The 24,031-nt window shown below is 66.8% G+C and carries 24 protein-coding genes; 6 read left to right on the forward strand and 18 right to left on the reverse strand.

Translation table 11 applies throughout. The features are described 5' to 3' along the window. Window positions 1-85: 85 nt before the first annotated feature. A complete protein-coding gene (locus tag ACFO5X_RS22730) occupies window positions 86-1,009 on the reverse strand; it encodes an HNH endonuclease (protein ID WP_380721867.1) in 924 nt (307 codons plus the stop codon). Between the two features lie 61 nt (window positions 1,010-1,070). Next, window positions 1,071-1,904, reverse strand: a complete 834-nt coding sequence (locus tag ACFO5X_RS22735; protein WP_380721869.1) for an IclR family transcriptional regulator — start codon at window positions 1,902-1,904, stop codon at window positions 1,071-1,073. A 181-nt stretch (window positions 1,905-2,085) separates the two neighbouring features. Between ACFO5X_RS22735 and ACFO5X_RS22740 the strand changes: the two genes are divergently transcribed. The 4 genes from ACFO5X_RS22740 (at window position 2,086) to ACFO5X_RS22755 (ending at window position 6,777) form a co-directional block, all read left to right on the forward strand. Continuing rightward, window positions 2,086-3,780, forward strand: coding sequence for an AMP-binding protein (locus ACFO5X_RS22740; protein ID WP_380721871.1), 1,695 nt, complete (start codon window positions 2,086-2,088; stop codon window positions 3,778-3,780). Between the two features lie 175 nt (window positions 3,781-3,955). Beyond that, window positions 3,956-5,188 carry a urate hydroxylase PuuD gene (locus tag ACFO5X_RS22745; RefSeq protein ID WP_380721873.1) on the forward strand — a complete coding sequence of 411 codons (1,233 nt, stop codon included), beginning with the start codon at window positions 3,956-3,958 and terminating at the stop codon, window positions 5,186-5,188. Between the two features lie 90 nt (window positions 5,189-5,278). After that, complete coding sequence (yghU, locus tag ACFO5X_RS22750) at window positions 5,279-6,154, forward strand: glutathione-dependent disulfide-bond oxidoreductase (protein WP_380722352.1); 876 nt, start codon at window positions 5,279-5,281, stop codon at window positions 6,152-6,154. Between the two features lie 119 nt (window positions 6,155-6,273). Beyond that, on the forward strand, window positions 6,274-6,777 hold the full coding sequence (locus tag ACFO5X_RS22755) for an HD domain-containing protein (RefSeq protein WP_380721875.1): 504 nt from the start codon (window positions 6,274-6,276) through the stop codon (window positions 6,775-6,777). Window positions 6,778-6,780: 3 nt separating this feature from the next. On the opposite strand, the gene ACFO5X_RS22760 is transcribed toward ACFO5X_RS22755, so the two are convergent. After that, a complete protein-coding gene (locus tag ACFO5X_RS22760; protein ID WP_380721877.1) occupies window positions 6,781-7,590 on the reverse strand; it encodes an HTD2 family dehydratase in 810 nt (269 codons plus the stop codon). Window positions 7,591-7,632: 42 nt separating this feature from the next. Between ACFO5X_RS22760 and ACFO5X_RS22765 the strand changes: the two genes are divergently transcribed. After that, the gene (locus ACFO5X_RS22765) at window positions 7,633-8,031 is read left to right on the forward strand and encodes a VOC family protein (protein ID WP_380721879.1); all 399 of its coding nucleotides are present in this window, start codon (window positions 7,633-7,635) and stop codon (window positions 8,029-8,031) included. Here the strand turns inward: ACFO5X_RS22765 and ACFO5X_RS22770 are convergent. The 10 genes from ACFO5X_RS22770 to ACFO5X_RS22815 all read right to left on the reverse strand — a co-directional run bounded on the left by ACFO5X_RS22770 (window position 8,028) and on the right by ACFO5X_RS22815 (window position 18,364). Continuing rightward, window positions 8,028-8,570, reverse strand: a complete 543-nt coding sequence (locus tag ACFO5X_RS22770) for an NADPH-dependent FMN reductase (RefSeq protein ID WP_380721881.1) — start codon at window positions 8,568-8,570, stop codon at window positions 8,028-8,030. The genes ACFO5X_RS22765 and ACFO5X_RS22770 overlap by 4 nt on opposite strands. Before the next feature lie 14 nt (window positions 8,571-8,584). Then, a complete protein-coding gene (locus ACFO5X_RS22775) occupies window positions 8,585-9,226 on the reverse strand; it encodes a YiaD family glycine zipper/OmpA-like lipoprotein (protein ID WP_380721883.1) in 642 nt (213 codons plus the stop codon). Window positions 9,227-9,362: 136 nt separating this feature from the next. Continuing rightward, complete coding sequence (locus ACFO5X_RS22780; RefSeq protein WP_380721885.1) at window positions 9,363-10,214, reverse strand: bifunctional helix-turn-helix domain-containing protein/methylated-DNA--[protein]-cysteine S-methyltransferase; 852 nt, start codon at window positions 10,212-10,214, stop codon at window positions 9,363-9,365. A gap of 80 nt (window positions 10,215-10,294) precedes the next feature. After that, window positions 10,295-11,566: an MFS transporter gene (locus tag ACFO5X_RS22785; RefSeq protein WP_380721887.1), complete on the reverse strand. Its 1,272-nt coding sequence runs from the start codon at window positions 11,564-11,566 to the stop codon at window positions 10,295-10,297. A 4-nt stretch (window positions 11,567-11,570) separates the two neighbouring features. Continuing rightward, the gene (locus tag ACFO5X_RS22790; protein WP_380721889.1) at window positions 11,571-12,716 is read right to left on the reverse strand and encodes a CaiB/BaiF CoA transferase family protein; all 1,146 of its coding nucleotides are present in this window, start codon (window positions 12,714-12,716) and stop codon (window positions 11,571-11,573) included. Continuing rightward, entirely contained in the window at window positions 12,713-13,984 is a 1,272-nt protein-coding gene (locus ACFO5X_RS22795; RefSeq protein ID WP_380721891.1) for an acetyl-CoA hydrolase/transferase family protein, read from the reverse strand. The genes ACFO5X_RS22790 and ACFO5X_RS22795 overlap by 4 nt, the downstream gene beginning before the upstream one ends. Window positions 13,985-13,987: 3 nt before the next feature. Continuing rightward, window positions 13,988-15,154 (reverse strand): acyl-CoA dehydrogenase family protein, encoded by a 1,167-nt coding sequence (locus tag ACFO5X_RS22800; protein ID WP_380721893.1) that lies wholly within the window; start codon window positions 15,152-15,154, stop codon window positions 13,988-13,990. A 306-nt stretch (window positions 15,155-15,460) separates the two neighbouring features. After that, window positions 15,461-16,483, reverse strand: a complete 1,023-nt coding sequence (locus ACFO5X_RS22805; RefSeq protein ID WP_380721895.1) for a TRAP transporter substrate-binding protein — start codon at window positions 16,481-16,483, stop codon at window positions 15,461-15,463. 26 nt (window positions 16,484-16,509) lie between these two features. Next, on the reverse strand, window positions 16,510-17,793 hold the full coding sequence (locus ACFO5X_RS22810) for a TRAP transporter large permease (protein WP_380721897.1): 1,284 nt from the start codon (window positions 17,791-17,793) through the stop codon (window positions 16,510-16,512). Window positions 17,794-17,797: 4 nt separating this feature from the next. Continuing rightward, entirely contained in the window at window positions 17,798-18,364 is a 567-nt protein-coding gene (locus tag ACFO5X_RS22815) for a TRAP transporter small permease (protein ID WP_380721899.1), read from the reverse strand. 253 nt (window positions 18,365-18,617) lie between these two features. Here ACFO5X_RS22815 and ACFO5X_RS22820 point away from each other — a divergent pair, with 253 nt between their 5' ends. Beyond that, window positions 18,618-19,403 (forward strand): IclR family transcriptional regulator, encoded by a 786-nt coding sequence (locus ACFO5X_RS22820; RefSeq protein ID WP_380721901.1) that lies wholly within the window; start codon window positions 18,618-18,620, stop codon window positions 19,401-19,403. A 6-nt stretch (window positions 19,404-19,409) separates the two neighbouring features. Here the strand turns inward: ACFO5X_RS22820 and ACFO5X_RS22825 are convergent, their stop codons facing one another. The 5 genes from ACFO5X_RS22825 to ACFO5X_RS22845 form a co-directional block, all read right to left on the reverse strand. Further along, window positions 19,410-20,270 (reverse strand): HpcH/HpaI aldolase/citrate lyase family protein, encoded by an 861-nt coding sequence (locus ACFO5X_RS22825; protein ID WP_380721903.1) that lies wholly within the window; start codon window positions 20,268-20,270, stop codon window positions 19,410-19,412. Beyond that, a complete protein-coding gene (locus tag ACFO5X_RS22830; RefSeq protein ID WP_380721905.1) occupies window positions 20,267-20,725 on the reverse strand; it encodes a MaoC family dehydratase in 459 nt (152 codons plus the stop codon). Before ACFO5X_RS22830 ends, ACFO5X_RS22825 begins: the two co-directional genes overlap by 4 nt. Window positions 20,726-20,739: 14 nt before the next feature. After that, window positions 20,740-21,984, reverse strand: coding sequence for a CaiB/BaiF CoA transferase family protein (locus tag ACFO5X_RS22835; RefSeq protein WP_380721907.1), 1,245 nt, complete (start codon window positions 21,982-21,984; stop codon window positions 20,740-20,742). A gap of 433 nt (window positions 21,985-22,417) precedes the next feature. Next, the gene (locus ACFO5X_RS22840) at window positions 22,418-23,182 is read right to left on the reverse strand and encodes an enoyl-CoA hydratase-related protein (RefSeq protein ID WP_380721909.1); all 765 of its coding nucleotides are present in this window, start codon (window positions 23,180-23,182) and stop codon (window positions 22,418-22,420) included. Window positions 23,183-23,208: 26 nt separating this feature from the next. Next, window positions 23,209-23,802 carry a TetR/AcrR family transcriptional regulator gene (locus ACFO5X_RS22845; protein ID WP_380721911.1) on the reverse strand — a complete coding sequence of 198 codons (594 nt, stop codon included), beginning with the start codon at window positions 23,800-23,802 and terminating at the stop codon, window positions 23,209-23,211. Window positions 23,803-24,031 lie beyond the last annotated feature (229 nt).

Below are 24,031 nucleotides of genomic sequence, written 5' to 3' on the forward strand. Positions count from 1 at the left end.
TAAAGCGGAGCGCAGCGTCAGAATGGGTGGGGGGCAGTGTCTTTGGGGCGGCTTCGGGCGGGAACAGCCAGAGATGCCCCGCGCCTCAACCCCAGGGCGCGGGGCCATCCGGGGCGCCCTGGCCGAAGACGTTTTCACGATGCCAGCGCAGGTTGGCGGCGCTGGGATGCGAGCGCGGATCGGCGGGTCGGTGCAATTTGCAGTCGGGCGACAGCAGGCGCGCGACGACATCGCCCGGCACCTTGTTGCGCGACACGAGAATGGTCTGCATGTCCTCGGCCACCGAGAGCAGGCCCCGGTCGAACATCCAGTGCAGCGTGGCCGAAAGCGCGAGGCCGTTGCGGACGGCATCGCTGCCGCCGTGTTCCACCGGGCGGATATGCGCGGCCTGCACCTCGGGCCGGCCTCCGCCGTTGCGAAGTTGCAGGCCAGACATGGCGCAGCGATAGCCATAGGCCTCGCGCACCCTGCGGCGGAAGGCCACCTCGCGATAGGGGCGCCGGGTGAGACGTTCGAGAACCGGGCGTTCGAAGGGCTGCATATCTTCCGCCGCCTCGGTCCGGTGAGGATCGTAGCGGTGCGCTTCCCGGTCTTCCAGATCGGCGGGCAGGCCAAGGCTCACGATCCGGTTGAAGTCGGCTTCGGGCAATCGGCGCACCGCCAGTTGCACCGAACCTCCGGATCGCGGCGAGCCATCCGCATTCCGCAATGCCTGTTCGAGCGGTTCGCCTTGCCAAAGGCGAGGAACGAATTGATCGAATTCCAGATAGCTGTGTGGGGCGATCAGTGCGAGGAAACGCCCCTCGGTTCCCGGCTTCGGAATGACCCGGTCGAGACGCGCAACAGCGAAATACCCGCGCGGGCCGGCCTTGACCGGCTCATAGTAAATGACCCAGTCGCCCACAGCCTCCTGCACGGATTTCAGATAGGAGCGGGGAAAGTCGTAGACGACCTCCGGCTCATCCTCGTAGATCGAGTCCGCCTTGTGCATGAGGACCAGTTTCACCATGCACCCAGGAAATCGGGATTGCAGAGAATGGCAAGGCGCTTTTTCGCCTGGCCCGTCGCCCCTAAACCTCCGCCCGCATCCGGTGGGTCAGCGTCTCGGCCATGCGCACCAGGCGGGGACCGATCTCGCCGATCAGGCGGTCGACGGGCAGAAAACCCGAGGGACCGCCGAGGTTGAAGGCCAGCAGCGGGCCGCCCTTCTGCGGGCTGGGAAAAGGCACGGCGACGGAATGCACGCCGGGATTCCATTCGCCGAGGTTGGCGTAGAAGCCGCGTTCGGCGATCTCGGCGGCGGCCTGGCGGATGCCGTCGCGCAGGGCGGGCCAGGCCTCCTTGCCGGCGTGGCGGCGGATCTCGGCCAGCGCGCGGTCCCGTTCCTCTTCGGGGCAGGCGGCAAGCCAGGCGCGCCCCATCGCCGAACGGGCGAGAGAGATTCGCGAACCGACGCCAAGCTGCAGGGAGATCACGCTGGGGGTGCGGGCGCAGGCGATATAGGTCATCGTATGCGCGTCGCGCCCGCCAAGCGCCACCAGCACGCCCTCGCCGCAGCTGTCGGCCAGGTCCTGCATATGCGGCTGGGCGGCCTCGCGGATCGGCAGGCCGGACAGGCAAGCATAGCCAAGGCTCAGCACCGGCACGCCCATCCGATACCGCCCGGTCGGCTTGTCATAGGTCAGATAGCCGGTTTCCAGCAGCGTGAAGGTCAGCCGCGAGACGGTCGAATTCGGCAGTCCGGTGCGTTCGGCGATGTCGCCGTTGCTCAGCCCCGCGCGGTCGTCGGGGCGAAAGGCGCGCAGCACCTCGAGCCCGCGATGCAGCGAGGTGATGAACTGGCGATCCGTCTGTGCCTCGCCGGGCGTGGTTTCGCCGGCGTCCGTGGTAACCCGCTTGCGCAAGGGTGATAATCCTCGTCCCTGTCTGTTTCCTCGGACGGTGTGCGCCCGTCCTTGGCCCCGGCGCACAGGATAGCCGCGCAAATCGCGCCGGGCCAGCCTGCATTTCGGTCAATCCATCCGGCTTGAGTGTCCTGGCGCGCCCGGTCATGATGCGGCTCCGGATCGGGAGAGGGAGGGAACGATGGCGGAGCGGATCGAGACCATGGGCGCGCCGGAAGGCGGCCTGTCGCTGGTGCGCGGCACGACAGATGTGCCGATGCTGGAGCTGACCATTCCCGGGCTGCTGCGGGCGGCGGTAAAGGCGCATGGCGCGCGCGAGGCTCTGGTCTTCCCCGGGCAGGAGGTGCGGCTGAGCTATCGCGCCTTCGCCGAGCGGGTCGATGCGCTGGCGGCCGGCTTCCTGGCGCTGGGTCTGAAGCAGGGCGAACGGGTCGGCATCTGGTCGCCCAACCGGCTGGAATGGGTGCTGACCCAGTTCGCCACCGCGCGGATCGGGGTGATCCTGGTCAACATCAACCCGGCCTACCGCGTGACCGAGCTGGAATATGCGCTGAACAAGGTGGGCTGCGTGGCACTGGTCACGGCGGCGCGATTCAAGTCCTCGGACTATCTGGCGATGCTGCGCGATCTTGCGCCCGAGCTGGCCACTGCCACGCCGGGTCAGTTGCAGGCCGCGCGCCTGCCGGCGCTGCGCGCGGTGATCGCCATGGGGGAAGAGGCGCAGCCGGGGATGCTGCGGTTTGACGACGTGGCGCGCACGCCGGATGTCGCGGCGCTGGACGCCATCGAGGCGACGCTCGACCCGAACGACGCGATCAACATTCAGTTCACCTCGGGCACGACCGGGCGGCCCAAGGGCGCGACGCTGACCCATCGCAACATCGTCAACAACGCCGCCCAGGTCACCGCGCGCATTCATCTGACCGAGGCGGACCGGCTGTGCATTCCGGTGCCGCTCTACCATTGTTTCGGCATGGTGATGGGCGTGCTGGGCGCGGTCAGCAAGGGCGCGGCGAGGATCTTTCCGGGCGAAGCCTTCGAGCCGGCCAAGACGCTGGACGTGCTGGCGGCCGAGCGCTGCACCGCCTGCTATGGCGTGCCGACCATGTTCCTGGCGATGCTGCAGGATCTGGAGGACAATCCCCGCGATCTGACCTCCCTGCGCACCGGCATCATGGCGGGCGCGCTCTGCCCGGTCGAGATCATGCGCAAGGTGCAGGCGCGGATGCACATGACCGAGGTGACCATCTGCTATGGCATGACCGAGACCAGCCCGGTCTCCTTCCAGAGCTTCACCGACGATCCGCTGGACAAGCGCTGCGAGACGGTGGGGCGGGTGCATCCGCATCTCGAGGTGAAGATCGTCGGCGAGGATGGCGCCATCGTGCCGGTCGGTCAGCGGGGCGAGCTGTGCACGCGCGGCTATTCGGTGATGCAGGGCTATTGGGACGAACCGGAGAAGACCGCCGAGAGCATCCGCGACGGCTGGATGTTCACCGGCGATCTGGCCGAATTCGACGAACAGGGGTTCTGTTCCATCGTCGGGCGGGTCAAGGACATGATCATCCGCGGCGGCGAGAACGTCTATCCGCGCGAGGTGGAGGAGTTCCTGATGAGCCACCCGAAAGTGGCCGACGTGCAGGTCTTCGGGGGGCCGGACGAGAAATACGGCGAGGAGGTCTGCGCCTGGGTGGTGCCCGAGCGCCACCAGGAGGTGACCCCGGAAGAGATGCGCGCCTTTGCCAAGGACCGGATCGCCCATTTCAAGGTGCCGCGCTTCGTGCGGATCGTGACCGAGTTCCCGCTCACGGTCACCGGCAAGCCGCAGAAGTTCATCATGCGCGACAAGGAGATGGAGCTGCAGGGGCGGGCGTGAAGCGTAGTCCTCCCGGGACCACCGCCGTTTTCCAGCCCGTCCGAATATCCGGCAGGCACAGACATTCATGCACGATTGTTCGGCGATTTTTGAAAGCGATGGTGCGCGGAAGCGGATGGCTTGGCCGCCCGCCTTGTTGCTAAGCTAAATCTGACGCAGCGGACGGGAGACCAAGATGCAGGACATGGCCATTCTCTGGGAGTGGATCGCCTTCGCGGTGCGCTGGGTGCATGTGATCACCGCCATCGCCTGGATCGGTTCGTCGTTCTACTTCATCGCGCTCGACCTCGGCCTGCAAAAGGCGCCGCATCTGCCCAAGGGCGCCCATGGCGAGGAATGGCAGGTGCATGGCGGCGGCTTCTACCACATCCAGAAATACCTCGTCGCCCCGGCGCAGATGCCCGAGCACCTGACCTGGTTCAAATGGGAGAGCTATTCCACCTGGCTGAGCGGCGCGGCGATGCTGATGGTGGTCTACTGGGTCGGGGGCGAACTGTACCTGATCGACGCAAACAAAGCCGACCTTTCGCTGTGGCAGGGCATCGCCATCTCGGCTGGCTCGCTGACCATCGGCTGGCTGGTCTACGATTTCCTCTGCAAGTCGAAACTGGGCGAGCGTCCGACGGTGCTGATGCTGCTGCTCTTCGTGCTGCTGGTGATCATGGGCTGGGGCTACAACCAGATCTTCACCGGGCGCGCCATGATGCTCCATCTCGGCGCCTTCACGGCGACGATCATGACGGCCAACGTCTTTTTCATCATCATGCCGAACCAGCGGATCGTGGTGGCCGATCTAAAGGCGGGCCGGGTGCCGGACGCGAAATACGGCAAGATCGCCAAGCTGCGCTCGACCCACAACAACTACCTGACGCTGCCGGTCATCTTCCTGATGCTGTCCAACCACTACCCGCTGGCCTTCGCGACGCAATACAACTGGATCATCGCGGCCTTGGTCTTCCTAATGGGCGTCAGCATCCGCCATTACTTCAACACCATGCATTCCCGCCGCCCCGCACCCTACTGGACCTGGCTGGTGACCGCTCTCCTGTTCGTCGCCATCGTCTGGCTGTCGGCAGCAGGCTATCGCCAGCCGGAGGAAGCGGCCGAGGCGCGGCTGACCGCGACCCAGCAGGTCTATGCCGAGGCCGAGGGGTTCGACGCGGTGAAGGATATCGTGCTGGGCCGCTGTTCGATGTGCCACGCACGCGAACCCTTCTGGGAAGGGATGCGCTGGGCGCCCAAGGGCATCTACCTGGAAACCACTGCCGACATCACGGCGGCGGCCCGGCTGATCCATGTGCAGGCGGGGATCACCGAGGCGATGCCGCCGGCCAATGTCAGCTTCATCACGCCGGAAGAGCGCCAGACCATCGCGGCCTGGTATCGCGGTGCGACCGCAACCAACTGAGCGAGCGCGGCGTCACGATTGCGTGCAGGGGTGGCGCAGGGCCGCAAAAGGCATAAGGTGGCGCCCGATCTCACCACCGAGGAAGCCGCGATGACCGAGACCTATACCCCGCCCGCCGTCTGGACATGGAACAAGGCCAGCGGTGGCCAGTTCGCCAGCATCAACCGCCCGATCTCCGGCCCGACCCATGACAAGGAGCTGCCGGTCGGCAAGCACCCGCTTCAGCTCTATTCGCTGGCAACGCCCAACGGGGTGAAGGTGACCATGCTGCTGGAAGAGCTGCTGGCGGCAGGCCACACCGGCGCCGAATACGACGCCTGGCTGATCAAGATCGGCGATGGCGAACAATTCGGATCGGGCTTCGTCGCCGTCAACCCCAACTCCAAGATCCCGGCCCTGATGGACCATTCGGTAAACCCGCCGCAGCGGGTCTTCGAATCGGGGTCGATCATGCTCTACCTCTCCGAAAAGTTCGGCGGGGCCTTCATGCCCAAGGACCCGGCGGCGCGCACCGAATGCATGTCCTGGATGTTCTGGCTGATGGGCAGCGCGCCCTATCTTGGCGGCGGCTTCGGACATTTCTATGCCTATGCGCCCGAGAAGTGGGAATATCCGATCGACCGCTTCACGATGGAGGCCAAGCGCCAGCTGGACGTGCTGGACCGCCATCTGGCCGAGCGTGAATGGATGGCGGGCGATGCCTATTCACTGGCCGACATGATCATCTGGCCCTGGTATGGCCAGCTGGTGCTGGGACGGCTCTATTCGGCGGCCGAATTCCTGGATGTCGAAAGCTACAAGAACGTGATGCGCTGGGCGAAGGTCATCGACAAACGTCCGGCGACATTGCGCGGGCGAATGGTGAACCGCACCTTCGGCGAGCCCTCGCTGCAGCTGCACGAGCGGCACGACGCCTCCGACTTCGACACGAAGACGCAGGACAAGCTGGCGCCGTCCGACGGCTGACTGCGGCAATGCGTCCGCTGGACGGCGGGCGCGGGCCGGGGCAGGCTGGTGGGGTGCGCGCCTCCGGAGTTCCACCGGGAACAGGAGCCGCGCCTCCCAGCCAAAATTGGAGACATGCGATGATCCGTTCTGCGGAAACCTTCGCGCGTTCCGCCCATGCGGGCCAGTTCCGCAAGGGGGCCGCGCGCCTGCCCTATGACACCCACCTGGCCGAAGTGGCCGATTTCGTGACCCGGCACGGCGGCGATCCGGCGGCGGTGGCCGCTGCCTGGCTGCATGACACGGTTGAGGACACCGAGGTGAGCTTTGCCGACCTCGAGGCGAAGTTCGGGGCTGAGGTCACGGGTCTGGTGCGCGAACTGACCGACGACAAGGCGCTCGCCAAGGCCGAGCGCAAGCGGATGCAGGTGGTTCATGCGCCCGGCAAATCGCCCAAGGCGGCGCTGGTCAAGCTGGGCGACAAGACGTCGAACGTGCGCTCGCTGAGGCTGAACCCGCCGGGCTGGCCGCCCGAACGCATCGCCGCTTATGTCGCCTGGGCCGCGCAGGTGGTGGGCGCGCTGCCGCCGCAGTCCGAGGCCGCGCTGGCCGAGTTCCGCGCGGCGGTGGCGCTGCACGACTAAGGGTCAGGCGGGGGTGGCGGTGGCGCTCATGCAGAGCCTGCCGTTCGGGCCGCGCACCCAGAGGTCCTGGCCGTTCCGGCAGATCGTGGCGGACTCGCTGTGCATCAGCGGGGATGCGGCGCGGAAGGCGAAGGTGGCCAGCGGCCCCATCATCTCGGTCGCCATCAGGATCATCAGCTGGGCGAGCAGGGGTCCGTGCACCACCAGCCCGTCATAGCCCTCGACGTCGCGGGCATAATCCAGATCGTAATGGATGCGGTGCCCGTTCAGGGTGAGAGCGGAATAGCGGAACAGCAGGGTCGAATCAAACAGCGCCTCGCGGGCGTCGGTTTCGTCTGTCCGTGCCTCAGGTGCGTCAGGGCGCGGCGCATTGGGGTCGGGGTCTTCGCGATAGACGAGATCCTGCCACTCGCTCAGACAAGGCGTGCCGTCCTGAAGTATCTCATGGCGCAGGGTGACAAAGCCAAGCGGGCCGCTGCGGCCGGTCTTGCGATCGACAGCCTCGACCCGGCTGACTTTTTCTGCGGCGCGGCCGGCGATCAGCGGTTTGTGAAAGGTGAGACGCCCGCCGGCCCACATCCGACGCGGCAGGCCAAGATCGGGGATCAGGCCCTGCCCGGTCTTGGGGTGGCCGTCGCGCCCGAGGCCTCCGGGGGGCTGCGGTGCCCAGAAATAGATCTGATGAAAGAAGGGCGGCAGGGGCGTCCCTGCGGCGATATCGCCGGCCTGTCCCAGCGCCACCTGCAACGCAGCGGCGCGGGCGGGGTCGAGGACATCGGTCAGCTTTTCGGTCGTGTCGGAAGATGCGATCATGGCAGAACCCTAGAGTCGAAAATAAGGCTGAGCAATATCCACATGGCACCCACCCTGACCTCACTCGACCACCTTGTGCTGACCGTGGCCGACATCGGCGCGACGGTGGCCTTCTACACCGATGTTCTGGGCATGCGGGCCGAGGTGTTTCATCCGGCCGATGGCTCTCGCCGCCATGCGCTGGTGTTCGGCCGCCAGAAGATCAACCTGCACCCGAAGGGTGGCGAGTTCGATCCCAAGGCCGCGCATCCTGCACCGGGCACGGCCGATCTCTGCTTTCTCACCGCGACTCCGCTGACAGACTGGCAGGCCCATCTGGCAGCCTGCGGGGTAGAGTTGGAAGAGGGGCCGGTGCGGCGCACCGGGGCGACGGGGCCGATCCTGTCGCTTTATCTGCGCGACCCGGACGGCAACCTGATCGAAGTGTCGAATCCGCTCTAGCGCTCGGCGGCCGCGCGCAGCCGGTCCATCAGCACGCCCAGCGTCTTCAGATAGCGTTCAGAGGTCAGCCGACCCTGGGCGTCGAACTGGTTGCGGCTGTCGGCGACGTGCAGCTCGGGCCCGGTCAGCAGATGCGGCTCGAAGGGCACCAGCAGGCTGCGCAGGATCATCTGCGAGCGTTCGCCGCCAGCCCGCCCGCCGGCCGCCGACATCACCGCGACCGGCTTTCCGGCCCAGGGGTTGGCCTCGGTCCGGCTGACCCAGTCGAGCGCGTTCTTCATCACACCGGAAGGCCCCTTGTTGTATTCGGGGCAGGAGATGGCCACCGCGTCGGCGTCGGCGATCTGGTCGGCCAGCGTCCGGACCGGGGCCGGGATGCCCTCGGCCTCTTCCAGATCGCCGTCGTAGAGCGGCAGGCGCAGGTCGGCGACGGTCAGCCGTTCTGGGTCGAACAGCCGGGCGGCCTCATGCGCCAGCTTGCGGTTGGTCGCCCCGGCCCGCAGCGAGCCGGAGACGATCAGCAAGTGATGCCGGGCCATGCCGCAGCGATCCGTCAGCGCGTCGGGATGATGACGACTTCGACGCGCCGGTTCCTGGCCCGCCCCTCGGGGGTGAGGTTCGAGGCGATCGGCGAATCCTCGCCACGGCCGATGGCCTGCACACGGCTGGCCGAAACGCCCGCGCCGATCAGCACGCTGGCCACCGAGCTGGCGCGGCGTTCGGACAGATCCTGGTTGTAGGCCGCCTCGCCGGTGTTGTCGGTATGGCCGACGACCTGAACGGTCGAATTCGGATAGGCCCTCAGGTTGCTCGCCAGGGCGCCGATATCGCGCTGCAGGTCGGGGCGCACCGCAAAGCTGTCGGTCGCGAAAAGGATGTCCTGCGGCAGGGATACGATCAGCCGGTCGCCGGTGTTCGTGATGGTGCCGTTGCTCATCGAGGCGCGCAGTTCCGCCTCCTGCTTGTCGAGGTTCGAGCCGATCAGCCCGCCGGCGATCCCACCGATGGCCGCCCCGGCGACGGTCGCCTCCGTATCCTTGCCGATCAGCTGGCCAAGTGCCGCGCCGACGCCCGAACCGATCAGGGCCCCCTGGTTGCGGTTGCGGTTGTTGGGATCGTTCAGGACCGGATCGTTGCAGGCGGTCAGGAAAAGGACTGCGCCGAGAGCGGCGACAATAGGGGTCTTCAGGGTCATATGCGTTGCTGCCTTATATGCTCGCGCCGCGTTCTTCCGGCGGTCAAGAACGCATCAAAGCACCAATTGTTCCCTTCCGCAGCCCCAAATCGGCGCGCGCCGGCAAAAGGTCGCGCATCAGTGAGCCGTCGGGGCCTCAAGCCTCCGCCCGGGCCGACTCCCATGCGAGCATCGCGCGCTTGACCGGCAGGCCCCAGTGATAGCCGCCCAGGCCCCCCGACTTGCGCAGCGCGCGGTGGCAGGGGATCAGCCAGCTCACCGGGTTGCGCCCCACCGCCGTGCCGACCGCGCGCACCGCCTTGGGCGCGCCGATGGCGCCGGCGATCTCGGAATAGGTGGTGACCTGCCCTGAGGGGATGGTCAGCAGTGCCTCCCAGACCTTGATCTGGAAGGGCGCGCCGATCAGGAAGAGCGGCGTTTCAGTCAGCTTGCCCTCGCCGGCCCCGAAGGCCGACAGCGCCCAGGGCCGCAGGCGCATCACGTCCTCGACGAAGGTCGCCTTCGGCCAGCGTCCGGTCAGGTCGGCCATCGCCGCCTCGGCCCCCGTCTCGGCGGCGAAGGCGATGCCGCAGATGCCCTTCTCGGTGCCCATGACCAGCGCCGGGCCGAAGGGGCTTTCGAACCAGCCCCAGTAGATCGTCAGCCCTGCGCCGGCGCGGGCGAAGTCGCCCGGGCTCATCGCCTCCCAGCGCAGGAAGAGGTCGTGCAACCGGCCCGAGCCGGAGAGGCCGGTGGAAAGAGCCGTTTCCAGCGTCGAGAAACGTTCGGCCAGCAGCGCCTTGGCATGGCCGAGACGGAGGTACTGCTGATAGCGCTTGGGCGAGACCCCGACCCAGGAGGAGAACAAACGCTGGAAGTGCGCCGGGCTCATCCCCATCTCGCGGGCGAGGTCGTCCAGGCTCATGCCCTCGCCGCCCCGGTCGATCAACTCGATGGCGCGGCGCATGACGTTGTAGTGATAGCCGGTTTCGGGAAGGGCGACGTTCATGGGCGTGATCCTTGTGCTTGCCCGTCAATCTACGTCGCGCGCGCACACCGCGCGACCCGAAACCTGCGCAAATGGAGCGATCAACGCGGCGGCGGCAGCTCGCGCGCCTCGGTCAGGCGGCGCGTCGCGAAGAAGGGTGCGGCTGCGAGGATGACGGCCAGCGCGGCCACAGCAAAGGCCGCCGAATAGTCGCCGGTCCAGACATAGAGCCGGCCCGAAAGCCAGGATCCGAAGGCCGCGCCGAAGGACATCAGCATGAAGATCAGCCCGTAGATCGAGCTGACCCGGCCGCGGGCGAAGATGCGCGCGTTCAGCGACGAGATCACCGGCCCGCGCGCACCCTGGCTGGTGCCGAAGCAGATCACGAAGACCAGCACGAAAAGCCCGAGCGGCCAGAAGGAGAAGGCCAGCAAGGCGACCAGTCCGACGAAGGTTCCGAGAAAGGAAATCAGCGTGCTGCGTCGGATGCCGAAGCGCACGCTGGCCCAGCCCGAGATCAGCACACCGAAGATCGACAGCATCCCGGCCACACCAAAGGCGAAGGCGGCGCTGAGCGCGGGAAAGCCGCGGTCGATCAGAAAGGCGATGGTCTGCACCGTGGTCAGATAGGCCGCGACGGCGGTGAAGAAGAAGGCCTGCACCAGCAGCCAGAATTCCTTTGTGCGCAGGGCGTGGCGCAGGGTCCATTCCGCTTCAGGCGCGGTGCCGGGCCTCGGTGTCCCGCGGGCGCGCGGATTGCCCTCGGCACCCTGCGCAATGATCCGCCAGGGCAGGACCAGCAGCAGGGGGATCGCTCCGGCGACGCACCAGAACAGGATCGCATAGGTCTCGCGCCAGCCCAGATGGTCGATGCCGGCCTGGGCCAGCGGCACCACGGCCAGCATGCCCGAGCCGAAGCCGGAATAGGCGATGGCGATGCCGACGCTCATGTTGCGGTCGAACCAGCGCCCGATCAGCGCGGCCGCCGGCACCATCCCCATCAGCGAGGAGGCCGCCCCGCAAAGCGCCCCGGCCGAGATATAGAGATGCCACAGCGCGGTGGTGCGCCCGGCGATGAACATGGCCAGCGCCAGGCAGCACGCGCCGCCCAGATAACTGACGCGCGGGCCCCAGCTGTCGATGATCATGCCGGTCAGCGGCGACATCACTCCGAGGGTGATCAGGTAGACCGAATAGACCTGCGTCAGGTCGTCGTGCCGCCAGCCGAACTCGGCCTCGAGCGGCTGCATGAAGACCATGAAGGTGTCCACCACGCCGCGCGCGAAGAAGTTGCTGAGGAACCCGAGGGAGACGACAAGGACCGGGATCGCCGCAAGCGCGCGCCGGCTCGTCCTCGGGTCCGTCGTCGTCATGGTCTCACCCCATCGCACCCGCAGCGCGCAGGGCGGCGATCCGGGCCTCCGGGATACCCCATCCGTGCAGCGCGTTAGCCCCAGCTCCGGGGGACTGCGGCGGCGTCGGCACGGCGGCGGGCGTGGCCGAGAAGCGCGGGGCGGGGGCCGGCTGCACGTGGCCGCCGACCTCGACAAAGCTATTGCGCGCCGCGGCATGGGGATGCGCCGCCGCTTCGGTGAAGTCGAGCACCGGCGCGGCGCAGGCGTCGGTCGGACCGAGGATTTCGGCCCAGTCGTGGCGGGTGCGGCTTGCGATCCGCTCGGCCAGACGGCGGCGGGCCTCGGGCCAGTTCGCCCGGTCGCGCATGTCGGGAAAGCTGTCGGGGTCCAGGCCGAGGCCCGCCAGGAGATCGCGCTGGAACTTGCCCTCGATGGGCGCGATGGCGAGATAGCCGCCATCGGCGCAGATATAGCTGTCGTATTGCGGCGCGCCGCCGTCGAGCAGGTTCTGCCCGCGTCCCCCGTCATGGATACCGGCGGCGATCAGGCCCATCAGCGGCGTTGCCAGCAGGGCCGCGCCATCGACGATGGCCGCATCGACGACCTGCCCGATGCCGGTGGCGCGGGCGGAATGGATCGCGGCCAGCAGCCCGATCACCATCATCAGGCTGCCCCCGGCATAGTCGCCCAGCAGGTTGACCGGCGGAACCGGTGCCTGCCCCGGCCGGCCGATCGCGTTCAGCACACCGGTCAGGGCAAGATAGCTCAGGTCGTGCCCGGCGCGTTGTGCCATCGGCCCGTCCTGGCCCCAGCCGGTCAGCCGCCCGTAGGCCAGGCGCGGGTTGCGGGCAAGGCAGGGCTCGGGGCCGAGGCCCAGCCGCTCCATCACCCCGGGGCGAAAGCCCTCGATCAGCGCATCGGCGCCGGTCACGAGGTCGAGCACGAGGTCCACCGCCTCCGCCCGCTTGAGGTCGAGCGCGACCGAGGGCCGGCCGCGCGCGGCAAAGTCGCAGTCGATGGGCCGCGCAATGCCATTGCCCGAAGGCGTCACGCGGTCGATGCGGATCACCTCGGCGCCGAGATCGGCCAGCACCATGGCGGCGAAGGGGCCGGGGCCGATGCCGACCATCTCGACCACCCGCAAGCCCGCCAGCGGCCCGCCGGTCATCTGCGGCCCGCCTGTTCATCGCGCCAGCCACGTTCCAGCGCCTCGCGATGCTCGGGCGCGGCCACGGCGATCATCCGGCGCACCCGTTCCCCGATGGGCTGGCCGCGCAGCTCGGCCACGCCGTGTTCGGTCACAATGGTATCGGCGTCGGCCCGCGCGCAGGTCACGGTGTCCACCCGGTTCACGATACGGCTCAACCCCTTGCCGGTCACCGAGGGCAGGGCGATGATTGCCCGCCCGCCGGGTGACAGCAGCGCGCCGCGCACGAAATCCACCTGTCCGCCGATGGCGCCCATGTAGCGCCCGCCGACCGTTTCCGATCCGATCTGGCCGGTCAGATCGACCTCGAGCGCCGAGTTGATGGCATGAAGCCGCGACAGACCCGCCAGCACGTCCAGCGCGTGGGTTTCCTCCTGCCCGGCCAGCCGCAGGGCGGGATTGTCATGGGCAAAATCGTAAAGCCGCTTTGTGCCCATCAGAATCCCGGCGATGCTCACGCCCTTATCGCGCTCCTTGCGGGCATTGGTCAGGGCGCCGCTTTCGGCCAGATCGACGATTCCGTCGCCGATCGTGCCCGAATGCACGCCAAGATCGCGGTGCGTGGTCAGCGCGCTGCACACGGCCGAAGGGATGGTGCCCACGCCCATCTGCAGCACCGCGCCATCGGGGATCAGCCCCGCCACGCGCTGCGCGATGACCTGCGTCACCGTGTCGAGCGGCGGCACCGGCAGGTGCAGAACCCCGGTCTCCGCCTGCACCAGCGCCGTCAGCGGCAGCGACGGGTCGAGCTCGCCGCCGTGGCAGGCGGGCATGTCGGGCTGCAATTCGCCGATCACCGACCGCGCGCGGCAGGCGGCGGAATAGGCGTAGTCGCGGGCGAGGCCCAGGTTCAGGCCCCCGCCGCTCAGGGCGGGCCGCAGCGACACCAGCGCCACGTCCACGCGAAACCGTCCGGCGCGGATGTCACGCTCGATGGCCGAGAGATGTGCGGGATAGATATCGACCCGCCCTGCTTTCGCCAGCGCCGAGACGCCGCCGATGCCGCAATAGCTTTCAAAGCGGATCCCGTCGGGCAGATCACCGGCGAAGCTGTCGGAATAGACCGGGCCGAGGAATACCATGACCTCGGGCAGCAGACCGGCCCGCGCCTCCTCCAGCAGCCGGCGGACCAGCGTGCGCGGCTCTGCCGTGCCCTGTCCGACGACGATCCGGTCGCCGGGATGCAGGACAGAGGCGAACGAGAACTGCCCGGCCGGGATCGCCTGCATGGCTCAATACGACTTTGGCAGGTCGAGCACGCGCTCGGCGATGTAGCTCAGCACCAGCTGCGGGCTGATCGGAGCGATTCGCGGCACCATCACTTCGCGCAGGTAGCGCTCGACGTGATATTCCTTGGCATAGCCGAAACCGCCGTGGGTCATCACCGCCTGCTGGCAGGCATCGAACCCCGCCTCGCCGGCCAGATACTTGGCCGCGTTCGCCTCGGCACCGCATGGCTGGCCCGCGTCATAAAGCGCCGCCGCCTTCATCACCATCAGCCAGGCCGCCTCCAGCGCGCACCAGTTCTGCGCCAGCGGATGCTGGATTCCCTGGTTCTGGCCGATGGGGCGGTTGAACACCACGCGTTCGCGGGCGTATTGCGTGGCCCGCTTCAGCGCGCACATCCCGAGGCCCACCGCCTCGGCGGCGATCAGGATGCGTTCGGGGTTCATGCCCTGCAGGATATAGCGGAAACCTTCGCCTTCCTGCCCGATCAGATCCTCGGCCGGGATCTGGAAGTCCTCGAAGAACAGTTCGTTCGAATCCACGCACTTGCGGCCCATCTTCTCGATCTCGCGCGTGCGGATGCGCTCGCGGTCGAAGCGGGTGTAGAACAGCGACAGACCCTGCGTCGGCTTGGTGACCTCTTCCAGCGGCGTGGTCCGGGCCAGCAGCAGGATGCGGTCGGCCACCTGCGCCGTCGAGATCCAGACCTTCTGCCCGCTGACGTGATAGGTGTCGCCGCGCCGTTCCGCCCGCAGCTTGAGCTGGGTGGTGTTCAGCCCGGTGTTCGGCTCGGTCACCGCGAAACAGGCCTTCTCGCGTCCCTCTGCCATCGGGCGGATCATCCGGTTCTTCTGCTCTTCGGTACCGAAGACATCGACCGGTTTCAGCCCGAAGATGTTGATGTGCACTGCCGAGGCGCCCGACATGCCGGCGCCCGATTCCGCGATGGTGCGCATCATGATCGCGGCCTCGGTCACGCCCAGACCGGCGCCACCCTGCGCCTCGGCGGTGCAGATGCCCAGCCAGCCCTCGCGGGCGAGTGCTTCATAGAAATCCTGCGGAAAGCCGCCCTCGCGGTCTTTCTTCAGCCAGTAGGCATCATCGAAATCCGCACAGATCCGCGCAATCGCGTCGCGGATCGCCTCCTGTTCGCTGGTCAGGTTGAAATCCATGGTGTCCTCCTCGAAGCCGGGTCTGCGGCGCCGCGGCCGCGCCCGCTTCGGGCCCGTCCGGATGTGCCGGGTGAATGTTCTGCACGTCTTGTTCTTATTTATAGACGTATCATGCACCTACATGGATCATTCTGCCAAATCACATGCAAGAGATCTTTGCGTAAAAGCGCGCCGTCACGTGAAAAATTGATATCAGAAAAGGGGATGTATCGGCAGGCGCGCAATTTTGTTCAGGTATTTGAACGAAGTTGCGCACCTCTGCCGGAAGTGCCCCGCCCGGACAGTCGCCGGGCGGGGCCTTTTGGGTCACTTCTTCGGAATCGCGTCGCGGAAGGCCTGCAGGATCGCCTTGCCGGGCTTGCCGCGGGCCTCTTCCGCCTCGGCCCAGCGGTCGCCGACCTGGGCCATCAGCGCCTCGACCTTGGCCTTGTCCTCGGCGGGCAGGTCGACAAAGGTCACGCCGCCGTCCGCGATGGTCTGCTTGTCGGCGCCGTCCAGCTTGTCAGCCACTTCACAGGCGTGTTTCGTCGCTTCCTCGCCGACCTCGGCCAGAACCTTCTGCGTCTCGGGCGACAGGCTGTCCCACTTCTTCTGGCTGATCATGTAGGCCGCCACGAAAGATCCGAAGTTCATGCCCTGCGTGCCCTGATGCAGGTCAGGCAGCACGTCATAGGGCAGGACCGAGGAATGCGGGAACATCAGCCCGTCGAGCGTGCCGCGCGACAGCGCCTCGCGCACCTCGGGGGCCGCGATCTGGACGGGAACCGCGCCCAGCAGCTGTGCGGCGATTTCCTTGGCGCCGCCCGAGCTGCGCAGCTTCAGTCCGTTGAAGCTGTCGATCCCGGTGATGTCGCGATCCTTGGTGAAGATCTGATAGGGAGGCAGCACCAGGACGAACAGCAGGCGCATCCCGTTCGGCGCCAGTTCCGCCTCGTCGAGCGCGCCGCCCGGCTTGCCGATGGACCAGAAGGCCATCGTGCCGCCGCAGGAATCGGTGAAGGCCTCGGGCAGTTCGCCGACCGAACCGAGCGGCAGCTTGTCGCTGACATAGGCCGGCGCGACATAGCCGATGTCGAGCACGCCGCTTTGCGTCAGCGACAGCATGTCCTTGGCCTTGCCCATCTGCTGGGCCGGAAAATACTCGAAGGTGACCGCGCCGCCCGAACGTTCGGTGACCTTGTCCATCCAGTATTTCGTCATGTTCTCGGCGATATAGTGCCCCACCGGGAAGCTGTCGCCGATCCGCAGCGTCTCGGCCGCGGCGGGCAGGGCCGTCAGGCCCAGCAGCAGCGCCGCCAGGCTGGTGTGTCCAAGGGTCTTCAGTCGCATTCAGGATCCTCCTCGCTGAAATCCGGTTACATCGTCGAGGGCAGCCACAGCACGATGGCGGGAAAGGCGACCAGGATCGCGATCACCACCAGATGAGCCAGGACATGCGGCATGACCCCGCGGAACAGTTCGGCCACGGGGCGCTGCGTATAGCGCGCGACGACAAAGACATTCATGCCCAGCGGCGGCGTCACCATGCCGATCTCGGCGGTGACCACCACGACCACGCCGAACCAGATCGGGTCATAGCCGATCTGCAGCACGATGGGCAGGATGACGGGGATGGTCAGGATCAGGATGGCCACCTGATCCATGAAGAACCCCAGGATGATATAACCGATCAGGATCACGATCATGATCGCCAGCGGGGAGAGCGGCAGCGATCCGACCCAGTCGGCCAGATCGTTGGTCACCCGGGTGATGGTGAAGAAATACCCGAAGACATGGGCGCCCAGGATGATGAACAGGATCATGCAGGTCGTGACCGCCGACCGCCGCAGCGCACCAAAAAGGCCGGGCAGGGTGAGCCGGCGTTCCCAGATCGCCAGCAGCATGGCGACAAAGGCGCCGATGCCCGAGGCTTCGGTCGGGGTCGCGATGCCGGAATAGATGGTGCCGGTGACGGCCAGGAACAGCAGCACCATCGGCCCCACCCGGCGCAGCGAGGCGATTTTCTGCACCAGCGTGTAGGACTGGCCGACTGGCGCCGAGGCGGGCCAGATCGTGACCAGAACCGCCACCGTCAGGATGATCGCCAGCGTCACCAGCAGACCCGGGATGATGCCGCTGATCATCAGCAGCGAGACCGGCACATCGGCCAGGATGCCGTAGAGGATCAGCGCGATCGACGGCGGGATCAGCATGGCCAGCGTGCCGGAAATCGCCACCACGCCTCCGGCCAGCTTGGGCTCGTAGCCCTGCTTGATCATCTCGGGCAGCGAGGTCGAGGCGAGCGTCGCCGCCGCGGCGGTGCTCGAGCCCGAAATCGCACCGAACCCCGCCCCGGCCAGCGCCGTGGCCATCGCCACCCCGCCGCGCACCCGGCCGACCCAGATCGTCGCGGCGCGGAACAGGTCGCTCGACACGCCCGAGATGATGACGAACTCGGCCATCAGGATGAACATGGGGATGGTGATGAGTTCGTAGGAATTCGCCGTGCTCAGCGGCGTGGTGCTGAGGATGCCCATCAGGATGGGCGCGCCGCCAAAGGCCCAGAGCCCGACAGCGCCCGACAGCAGCAGGGCGAAGGCCACCGGCAGGCCGATGATCAGCAGCGAGGCAAGGACGATGAGAACCGCGAGGACCAGCATGAAGTCAGTGCCCTTCGCTGGCGCTGGGCGGCAGCAGGCCGGGCGCCTCGTGCCCGGTGAGCGCCGCGCGCAGATGGCCGAGCACGCGGTGCAGGCAGCGCAGCAGCATGGCGGCCGAGCCGAGCGCAACCAGCGCATAGGCGACCCAGGTGGGCCAGGCGACGGCGGCAGCGATGCGGTCGTCGTTGGCCCAGGCCTCGGTGAACCGCAGCCAGCCGCCCCAGCCGATCAGACCGATGCCAAGCGAGGCACCGGAATATCCGATGGCAAGCGCGGCATGTTTGAAGCGCGGCGGGAAACTGTCGCGGAACAGGTCCACCGCGATGTGGTCGTGATGGGTCAGCGCATCCGGCAGCGCGAGGAAGAAGGCGGCCACCATCAGATAGAGGCCGATCAGGTCATAGGACCAGGAAAAGGGAGAATTGAAGACATAGCGCCCAACCACATCGGCCACGACAATCACCATGATCGAGCCCAGGGCTACGCCGGAGACCGCAACCATCGCCTTCTCTACGCGGGCGAGCGGTCCTTTCGGGTTGGCTTTCGCCCCCTCTCGGGTGTTCTCTGCCATATCCCCTCCCCTGAGCATGGCCGTGCGACGTCATGCGTCCGATAGTATAATTATGTGGACGTTTTGTCTTGAATGTTGAATAAAATTCAGAGTCCCCCGAGTCAATGCCATATTTCCGGACAGGCAGCGCGGAACGGCAGGGGGGGCGGGAGGAGAGAGTTATTGGCTTCGCCGGTTTGTTCCGATATTTAGACAATCCAACATATGACAGGGCGGTCAAGCGATACCGCTCCGGGCGCCTCTGGAGACGAAGATGCTGGTGAGACAGGTTGAGAATGTTCTGGACCTTCTGGAATTCTTCGCCGAACGCGGGCGCCCGGCCAGCCTGGCCGAGGTCTCGCAACATTTCGGCTGGCCCCGGTCCTCGGCCTACAACCTGCTGTCGACGCTGAACGCGCGGGGCTATCTTTACGAGCCCTCTGTGCGCGGCAAATACTATCCCACGCCCCGCTGGCTGGCGATTGCGCAGCAGATCTCGGCCGCCGAACCCGTGCCCGAAGAGCTGATCCGCCTCGGCCTCGAACTGCGCGACCTGACCGGCGAGACCGTGTGCATCGGCGCCGCCGCCGGCATGAGCGTGGTGTTTCTCGAGGTGGTCTCGTCGCCCGCGCGGGTACGCTATGCCGCCGAGGTCGGGCAGCGCATCCCGATCCATTCCACCGCCTCGGGCTGGTCGATCCTCAGCCAGTGGAGCAAGAGCCAGCGCGCCTCGCTGCTGCGCAAGGTCGAGTTCGAGCGCTACGGCTCGGGCACGCCGATGAGCGTCGAGGCGGTCGAGGACCGGATCCGCACCGGCCTGCACAACGGCTGGTTCAAGAGCGCCTCGGCCTACAGCGTCGATCTGGGCGGGGTCTCGATCCCGCTGATCGTGGCGGAACGGGTCTATTCCTTCACCGTGGCCGGCCCGCTGAACCGGGTGGAAGAGAACATGCCGCGCATCGCGATGCAGGTGCACGAAGCGGTGGCGCGACATTTCGGGCCGGACTATCTGGCCGCCACCATCCCCTCGCTGACGACGCCGCCGGGCGGCGCCGCCTGAGGCGCGTCAGAGACCGGCGGCCGCCAGAATCTTGCGCGCGGCGCGTTCGTGGGGCTTGTCGATCATCTTGCCGTCGATGGCGACGACCCCGAGGCCCGGATTGTCCTCGAAGGCGGCGATGACCGTCTTGGCCCAGGCAACCTCTTCATCCGTCGGGGTGAAGGCCGTGTTGACCGGACCGACATGCGCCGGGTGGATCACCGCCTTGGCGCCGAACCCGTCCCGCCGCGCGGCGCGCGATTCCTCGGCGACATAGTCGAGGTCACCGATATTAGTGCAGACCGTGTCGATGGCCGGGATCCCGGCGCTGGCGGCGGCCATCAGGCAGTGATTGCGCGCCATCAGGAACGGGCCGGAATAAAACGCGCCATCGCGGTTCGACGTGGCCCCCAGCGACGAGATCAGATCCTCGGCCCCCCAGAGCAGTCCGCGCAGGCGCGGATGCGGCGGGGTATAGCTGGCCAGACCCAGGATCGACTCGGCGGTTTCGGTGGCAACCGGGATGATGCCGGTGCTGCCTTCCTCGATGCCCGCGGCCGTCTCGAAAGCGGACAGGTAATGCGCCAGCTGCAGCGCATCCGCCGCGTTCCGGCATTTCGGCAGCATGATGCAATCGGGGCGTGCCGGCATCACGGCGGCAAGGTCTGGCAGCGTCAGCCTGGTGTCATAGGCGTTGACGCGCACGATCATCACCTTGCCGGCGCGGTCGGCGGCCAGCATCTCGCAGACCGTCGCCCGCGCGCCGACCTTCGCCGAGACCGCGACCGAATCCTCCAGATCGAGCACCAGCGCATCGGCGGCCGTGGTCATCGCCTTGGCGAACTTGCGCGGGCTGTCGCCCGGCACGAAGAGGATCGAGCGCATCATGCCGCCACCGGCCGTTTCCTCATCAGCCCGGTGCGGCGGCAACTCGCCACCACTGTGCCGTGCTGGTTGAAGCAGGTATGCTCGAACTCGATCAGGCCATTGCTGGGCCGCGATTTGCTTTCGCGCTTGCCCACGATCTCGGTGCGGGTGCGCAGGGTGTCGCCGGCGAACACCGGGTTCGGAAACCGCACGTCGGACATGCCGAGGTTGCCGATAGTGGTGCCCAGCGTCGTATCCTGCACCGACATGCCGATCATGATCCCCAGCGTGTAGAGGCTGTTGAACAGCGGCTTGCCCCATTCGGTCTTCGCCGAGAACTCGCTGTCGATGTGCAGCGGCTGCGGGTTCAGCGTCATCAGGCTGTAGGAAATGTTGTCATGTTCCGTGACGGTGCGGCGCAGCGGGTGGTCGAAGACCGCGCCAACCTCGAACTCTTCGTAATAGAGACCTGCCATATCTTGCTCCCTGATCAGATGGCGGGGCCGGACGCCTTGTCCGGCGCGTCGGAGGACAGGGCCGAGGGGTCGTGGATGACCCCGCGCCGGATCAGTTCCGAGATCGTGGCGCGCGACAGGCCCATGCCGCTGAGATATTCGACCGTGTGCTGGCCCAGATGCGGCGCCGGGCGGGCCTCGGCGACGGGCGTATCGGACAGCTTGACGGGGTTGGCCATCGTCAGGATCGCGCCCTCGGTCGGATGGTCGAGCGGCCGGAAGAAGCCGACCTTTTCCAGATGTTCATCCTTCAGGATGCTTTGCAGGTCGTGCATCCACATCACCGGCACGTCAATCTCGTTGAACAGCTTGACCCATTCTGCCGAGGTGCGGGTCAGGAACAGGTCGGACAGCTCGGCATAGACCGACTCCAGATTGGCCATGCGCGCCGCAAAGGTCGCATAGCGCGGATCGTTGTCCATCCGGTCGCCCTGGCCGATGGCGGTCAGGAAGCGGCGCCAGTGGTCGTCGGTATAGACCAGCGCGCAGACATGGCCGTCGGCGGTCTTGTAGGGGCGGCGGTCGCGGGCAAGCTGGCGGCGATAGCCGCCGCCGTCCAGCGGCGGGTCGTAGGTCAGCCCGCCCAGGTGATCGCCCAGGATGAAGGCCGTCATCGTCTCGAACATCGGAACGTCGACGCGCTGGCCCTTGCCGGTGCGCTCGCGCGCCACCATCGCGGCCAGGATGCCGCTGAGTGTGGTCATCCCCGCTACCCGGTCTGCGATGGCCGAGGGCACATAGCGCGGCTCGCCGCTGCCGGCGACGGTATAGAGATAGGGGATGCAGGCGCCGCCCTGGATCAGGTCGTCATAGGCCGGATTGGCGGCATAGGGGCCGTCCTGGCCATAGCCGTAGCAGCCGGCGTAGATGATCCGCGGATTGACCGCGGCCACCGCTTCGTACGAAAGCCCCAGCCGCTCCATCGCCGCCGGGCGAATGTTGTAGACCAGCGCATCGGCCTCTCGGCACATGTCGAGCAGCAGCGCCTTGCCCTCGGCGGCCTTCAGATCGATCGCGACCGAGCGTTTCGAGCGGTTGGCGTTCAGAAAGATCGGCCCCATGCCCGCTGTGCGCATCGGCCCGATCTGGCGCACGAGGTCGCCTTTCAGCGGCTCGACCTTCACCACATCGGCACCGAAGTCGGCCAGGAACTGGGTCGCATAAGGCCCCATCAGAACGGTGGTCAGGTCGATGATCCGGAAACCGGCGAGGGGGCCCATGGTGCTCTCTTCGATTTGTTCACATATTTAGACTTGATTGACACTATTGTGGATTAGACGTGGGTTGGCAAGGCGATTGTTGCGCCGGCGTGGCGCCGGAGGCGATGTTTTGGACCAGGAAATAAACGCGCACCGGCGTATCGGTGGCTTTGTTCAGATATAGGAATGGTCTCTCGGCAAGCCGCAGGAAACTGCGGCCCGCCCGGCGCCTTTCGCCGTCCTGAAACGCCCTGTTTGAGGCTGTGCCGGACGGTGAGGGGCGGTTCCGGTTCAGACCGGGGCAAAGACCGGCACAAAGATCCCGTCGGCCTGTTCGGTCCCGTGCCCAAGGATGGCTTCTTTGCCGGCCGCATCCAGCTCAACACCGTGGCGGTCCTGCCCGAGGGGGCAGGGCGCAGGGGGCGCCGGAGGCGCCGTTCGCGGCGCGCGGGCCCTAACCGGCCTTGCGCTTGGCCTTGAAGGATTCGATGGCGGCTTTCATCTCTTCGCCGCGGCCCAGCCGGCCCTGTTCCACGCTTTCGCGGTCGAGCGCCACGCTCAGGTCCGGTTCGGCGACGGCATGGATCAGCGCCTTGGTCGCGGCGATGGCGTCGCGTGAACTCGCGGCCAGGCGGGTGGCAATCGCCGTCGCGGTGTCCTGCAGGGCGTCGTCATCGCAGACCTGCCACAGCAGGCCCCAGCGCTCGGCCTGTTCGGCGCTGATCCGGTCGCCCAGCAGCATCGCGCCACTGGCCCGGACCCGCCCGGCCAGACGCGTCATCAGGATGGTGTTGCCGGCATCCGGCACCAGGCCCAACCCGATGAAGGGCTCGTAGAAATAGGCCGACCGGCCCGCGATCACGATATCTGCCGCCAGCGCCACACCGATGGACGCGCCGGCGCAGGGGCCGTTGACGGCCGCAACGAAGGGCAGGGGGCTTTGCCGGATCTTGCGGACCAGCGGATTGAAATAGGTGTCGAGCACGTGGTCGAGATCGGGCGTCTTAGACAGATCGACCGCCGGGAGATCGTAACCCGCCCCGAACCCGCGCCCCGCGCCGGTCAGGATGACGGCGCGCGCGTCAGGCTCGGCCTCGATCTGGAAGATCGCCCGCTTCAACTCTTCCGCCGTCTGATCGCGCATCGCGTTCAGCTTGTCGGGGCGGTTGACGGTCAGCCGGGCAATCCCGGCCTCCAGGCTCCAGGTGACGTCCTGCATGTTTCCTCCTCCCAAAGGATGACCGCCTATTTGAACAGACCGGCCACTACGAACTCCATATAGGTTTCGACCACGTGGTCGGGCGGCGCCACCACCCTGCCGTCGCGCATGCAATAATGCGCGCTGAGATAGTCGCGCGCCGACATCAGCATCCGGCCGATGACGCGCAGCTTTTCCGGGTCGGTCTCGCGCAGGTTGCCGCGTTTGGCCTCATAGGCCATCGCGCGTTCATAGCTGGCGGTCTGCATCTCGACATGCTGCTGAAACCCGGCGCGGGCGTGGAACTCGCCCTCGTGCAGCATCGCAAAAAGATGCGGCGTGTCGCGCAGGAACTCGAAGAACCCGGTGATCCGGGCGCGTTCGCGCGCAACCGGATCGTCAGGTGCCTGTGCAACCTTGGCGCGCACGTGATCGAGCAATTCGAGGCTGATCATCGGCAGCAGCTGATCCAGCAACACCTGACGCGATTCGAAGTAGTTGTAGAACGTGCCATGCGCGATCCCCGCGCCATCCGCGATGCGGGCGATGCTGGCGCCGGCAAAGCCCAGCTCGCCCACGGCCTCGATCGCGGCCTCCATGATCCGGGCGCGGGTTGCTTCCGCACGTTCGGCGCGATTCATCCGCCTCGGTTCGGGCGGCGCGGGCGTGGGGCGGGGCTTGGGACTGACCGTTGACATGAGCACAGGCGCTACACCAGCGGTGCCGGGCGGTCAAACAAAATGAACCATGAATCATATTTCATTTTCCTGTTTACAGAACCGCAGCGCTTCCCCTATGTTCGCGTCACTAATGAGTTTAGCTCACTAACCGCTGACTCGGAGGGCCGCGCCTCGTGGGAGGCCGGTGGCG

The organism is Seohaeicola nanhaiensis (assembly GCF_042654245.1).
Lineage (GTDB): Bacteria > Pseudomonadota > Alphaproteobacteria > Rhodobacterales > Rhodobacteraceae > Seohaeicola_A > Seohaeicola_A nanhaiensis.

What these genes read in the sequence shown, in the direction of transcription:
- ACFO5X_RS22815 (WP_380721899.1), bottom strand. Translation starts at nt 18,364, where the DNA reads ATGGCAGAGAACACCCGAGAGGGGGCGAAAGCCAACCCGAAAGGACCG.
- ACFO5X_RS22820 (WP_380721901.1), top strand. Translation starts at nt 18,618, where the DNA reads ATGCTGGTGAGACAGGTTGAGAATGTTCTGGACCTTCTGGAATTCTTC.
- ACFO5X_RS22730 (WP_380721867.1), bottom strand. Translation starts at nt 1,009, where the DNA reads ATGGTGAAACTGGTCCTCATGCACAAGGCGGACTCGATCTACGAGGAT.
- ACFO5X_RS22745 (WP_380721873.1), top strand. Translation starts at nt 3,956, where the DNA reads ATGCAGGACATGGCCATTCTCTGGGAGTGGATCGCCTTCGCGGTGCGC.
- ACFO5X_RS22810 (WP_380721897.1), bottom strand. Translation starts at nt 17,793, where the DNA reads ATGCTGGTCCTCGCGGTTCTCATCGTCCTTGCCTCGCTGCTGATCATC.
- ACFO5X_RS22740 (WP_380721871.1), top strand. Translation starts at nt 2,086, where the DNA reads ATGGCGGAGCGGATCGAGACCATGGGCGCGCCGGAAGGCGGCCTGTCG.
- ACFO5X_RS22765 (WP_380721879.1), top strand. Translation starts at nt 7,633, where the DNA reads ATGGCACCCACCCTGACCTCACTCGACCACCTTGTGCTGACCGTGGCC.
- yghU (WP_380722352.1), top strand. Translation starts at nt 5,279, where the DNA reads ATGACCGAGACCTATACCCCGCCCGCCGTCTGGACATGGAACAAGGCC.
- ACFO5X_RS22840 (WP_380721909.1), bottom strand. Translation starts at nt 23,182, where the DNA reads ATGCAGGACGTCACCTGGAGCCTGGAGGCCGGGATTGCCCGGCTGACC.
- ACFO5X_RS22830 (WP_380721905.1), bottom strand. Translation starts at nt 20,725, where the DNA reads ATGGCAGGTCTCTATTACGAAGAGTTCGAGGTTGGCGCGGTCTTCGAC.
- ACFO5X_RS22795 (WP_380721891.1), bottom strand. Translation starts at nt 13,984, where the DNA reads ATGCAGGCGATCCCGGCCGGGCAGTTCTCGTTCGCCTCTGTCCTGCAT.
- ACFO5X_RS22825 (WP_380721903.1), bottom strand. Translation starts at nt 20,270, where the DNA reads ATGATGCGCTCGATCCTCTTCGTGCCGGGCGACAGCCCGCGCAAGTTC.
- ACFO5X_RS22770 (WP_380721881.1), bottom strand. Translation starts at nt 8,570, where the DNA reads ATGGCCCGGCATCACTTGCTGATCGTCTCCGGCTCGCTGCGGGCCGGG.
- ACFO5X_RS22790 (WP_380721889.1), bottom strand. Translation starts at nt 12,716, where the DNA reads ATGACCGGCGGGCCGCTGGCGGGCTTGCGGGTGGTCGAGATGGTCGGC.
- ACFO5X_RS22845 (WP_380721911.1), bottom strand. Translation starts at nt 23,802, where the DNA reads ATGAATCGCGCCGAACGTGCGGAAGCAACCCGCGCCCGGATCATGGAG.
- ACFO5X_RS22785 (WP_380721887.1), bottom strand. Translation starts at nt 11,566, where the DNA reads ATGACGACGACGGACCCGAGGACGAGCCGGCGCGCGCTTGCGGCGATC.
- ACFO5X_RS22800 (WP_380721893.1), bottom strand. Translation starts at nt 15,154, where the DNA reads ATGGATTTCAACCTGACCAGCGAACAGGAGGCGATCCGCGACGCGATT.
- ACFO5X_RS22755 (WP_380721875.1), top strand. Translation starts at nt 6,274, where the DNA reads ATGATCCGTTCTGCGGAAACCTTCGCGCGTTCCGCCCATGCGGGCCAG.
- ACFO5X_RS22805 (WP_380721895.1), bottom strand. Translation starts at nt 16,483, where the DNA reads ATGCGACTGAAGACCCTTGGACACACCAGCCTGGCGGCGCTGCTGCTG.
- ACFO5X_RS22835 (WP_380721907.1), bottom strand. Translation starts at nt 21,984, where the DNA reads ATGGGCCCCCTCGCCGGTTTCCGGATCATCGACCTGACCACCGTTCTG.
- ACFO5X_RS22780 (WP_380721885.1), bottom strand. Translation starts at nt 10,214, where the DNA reads ATGAACGTCGCCCTTCCCGAAACCGGCTATCACTACAACGTCATGCGC.
- ACFO5X_RS22775 (WP_380721883.1), bottom strand. Translation starts at nt 9,226, where the DNA reads ATGACCCTGAAGACCCCTATTGTCGCCGCTCTCGGCGCAGTCCTTTTC.
- ACFO5X_RS22760 (WP_380721877.1), bottom strand. Translation starts at nt 7,590, where the DNA reads ATGATCGCATCTTCCGACACGACCGAAAAGCTGACCGATGTCCTCGAC.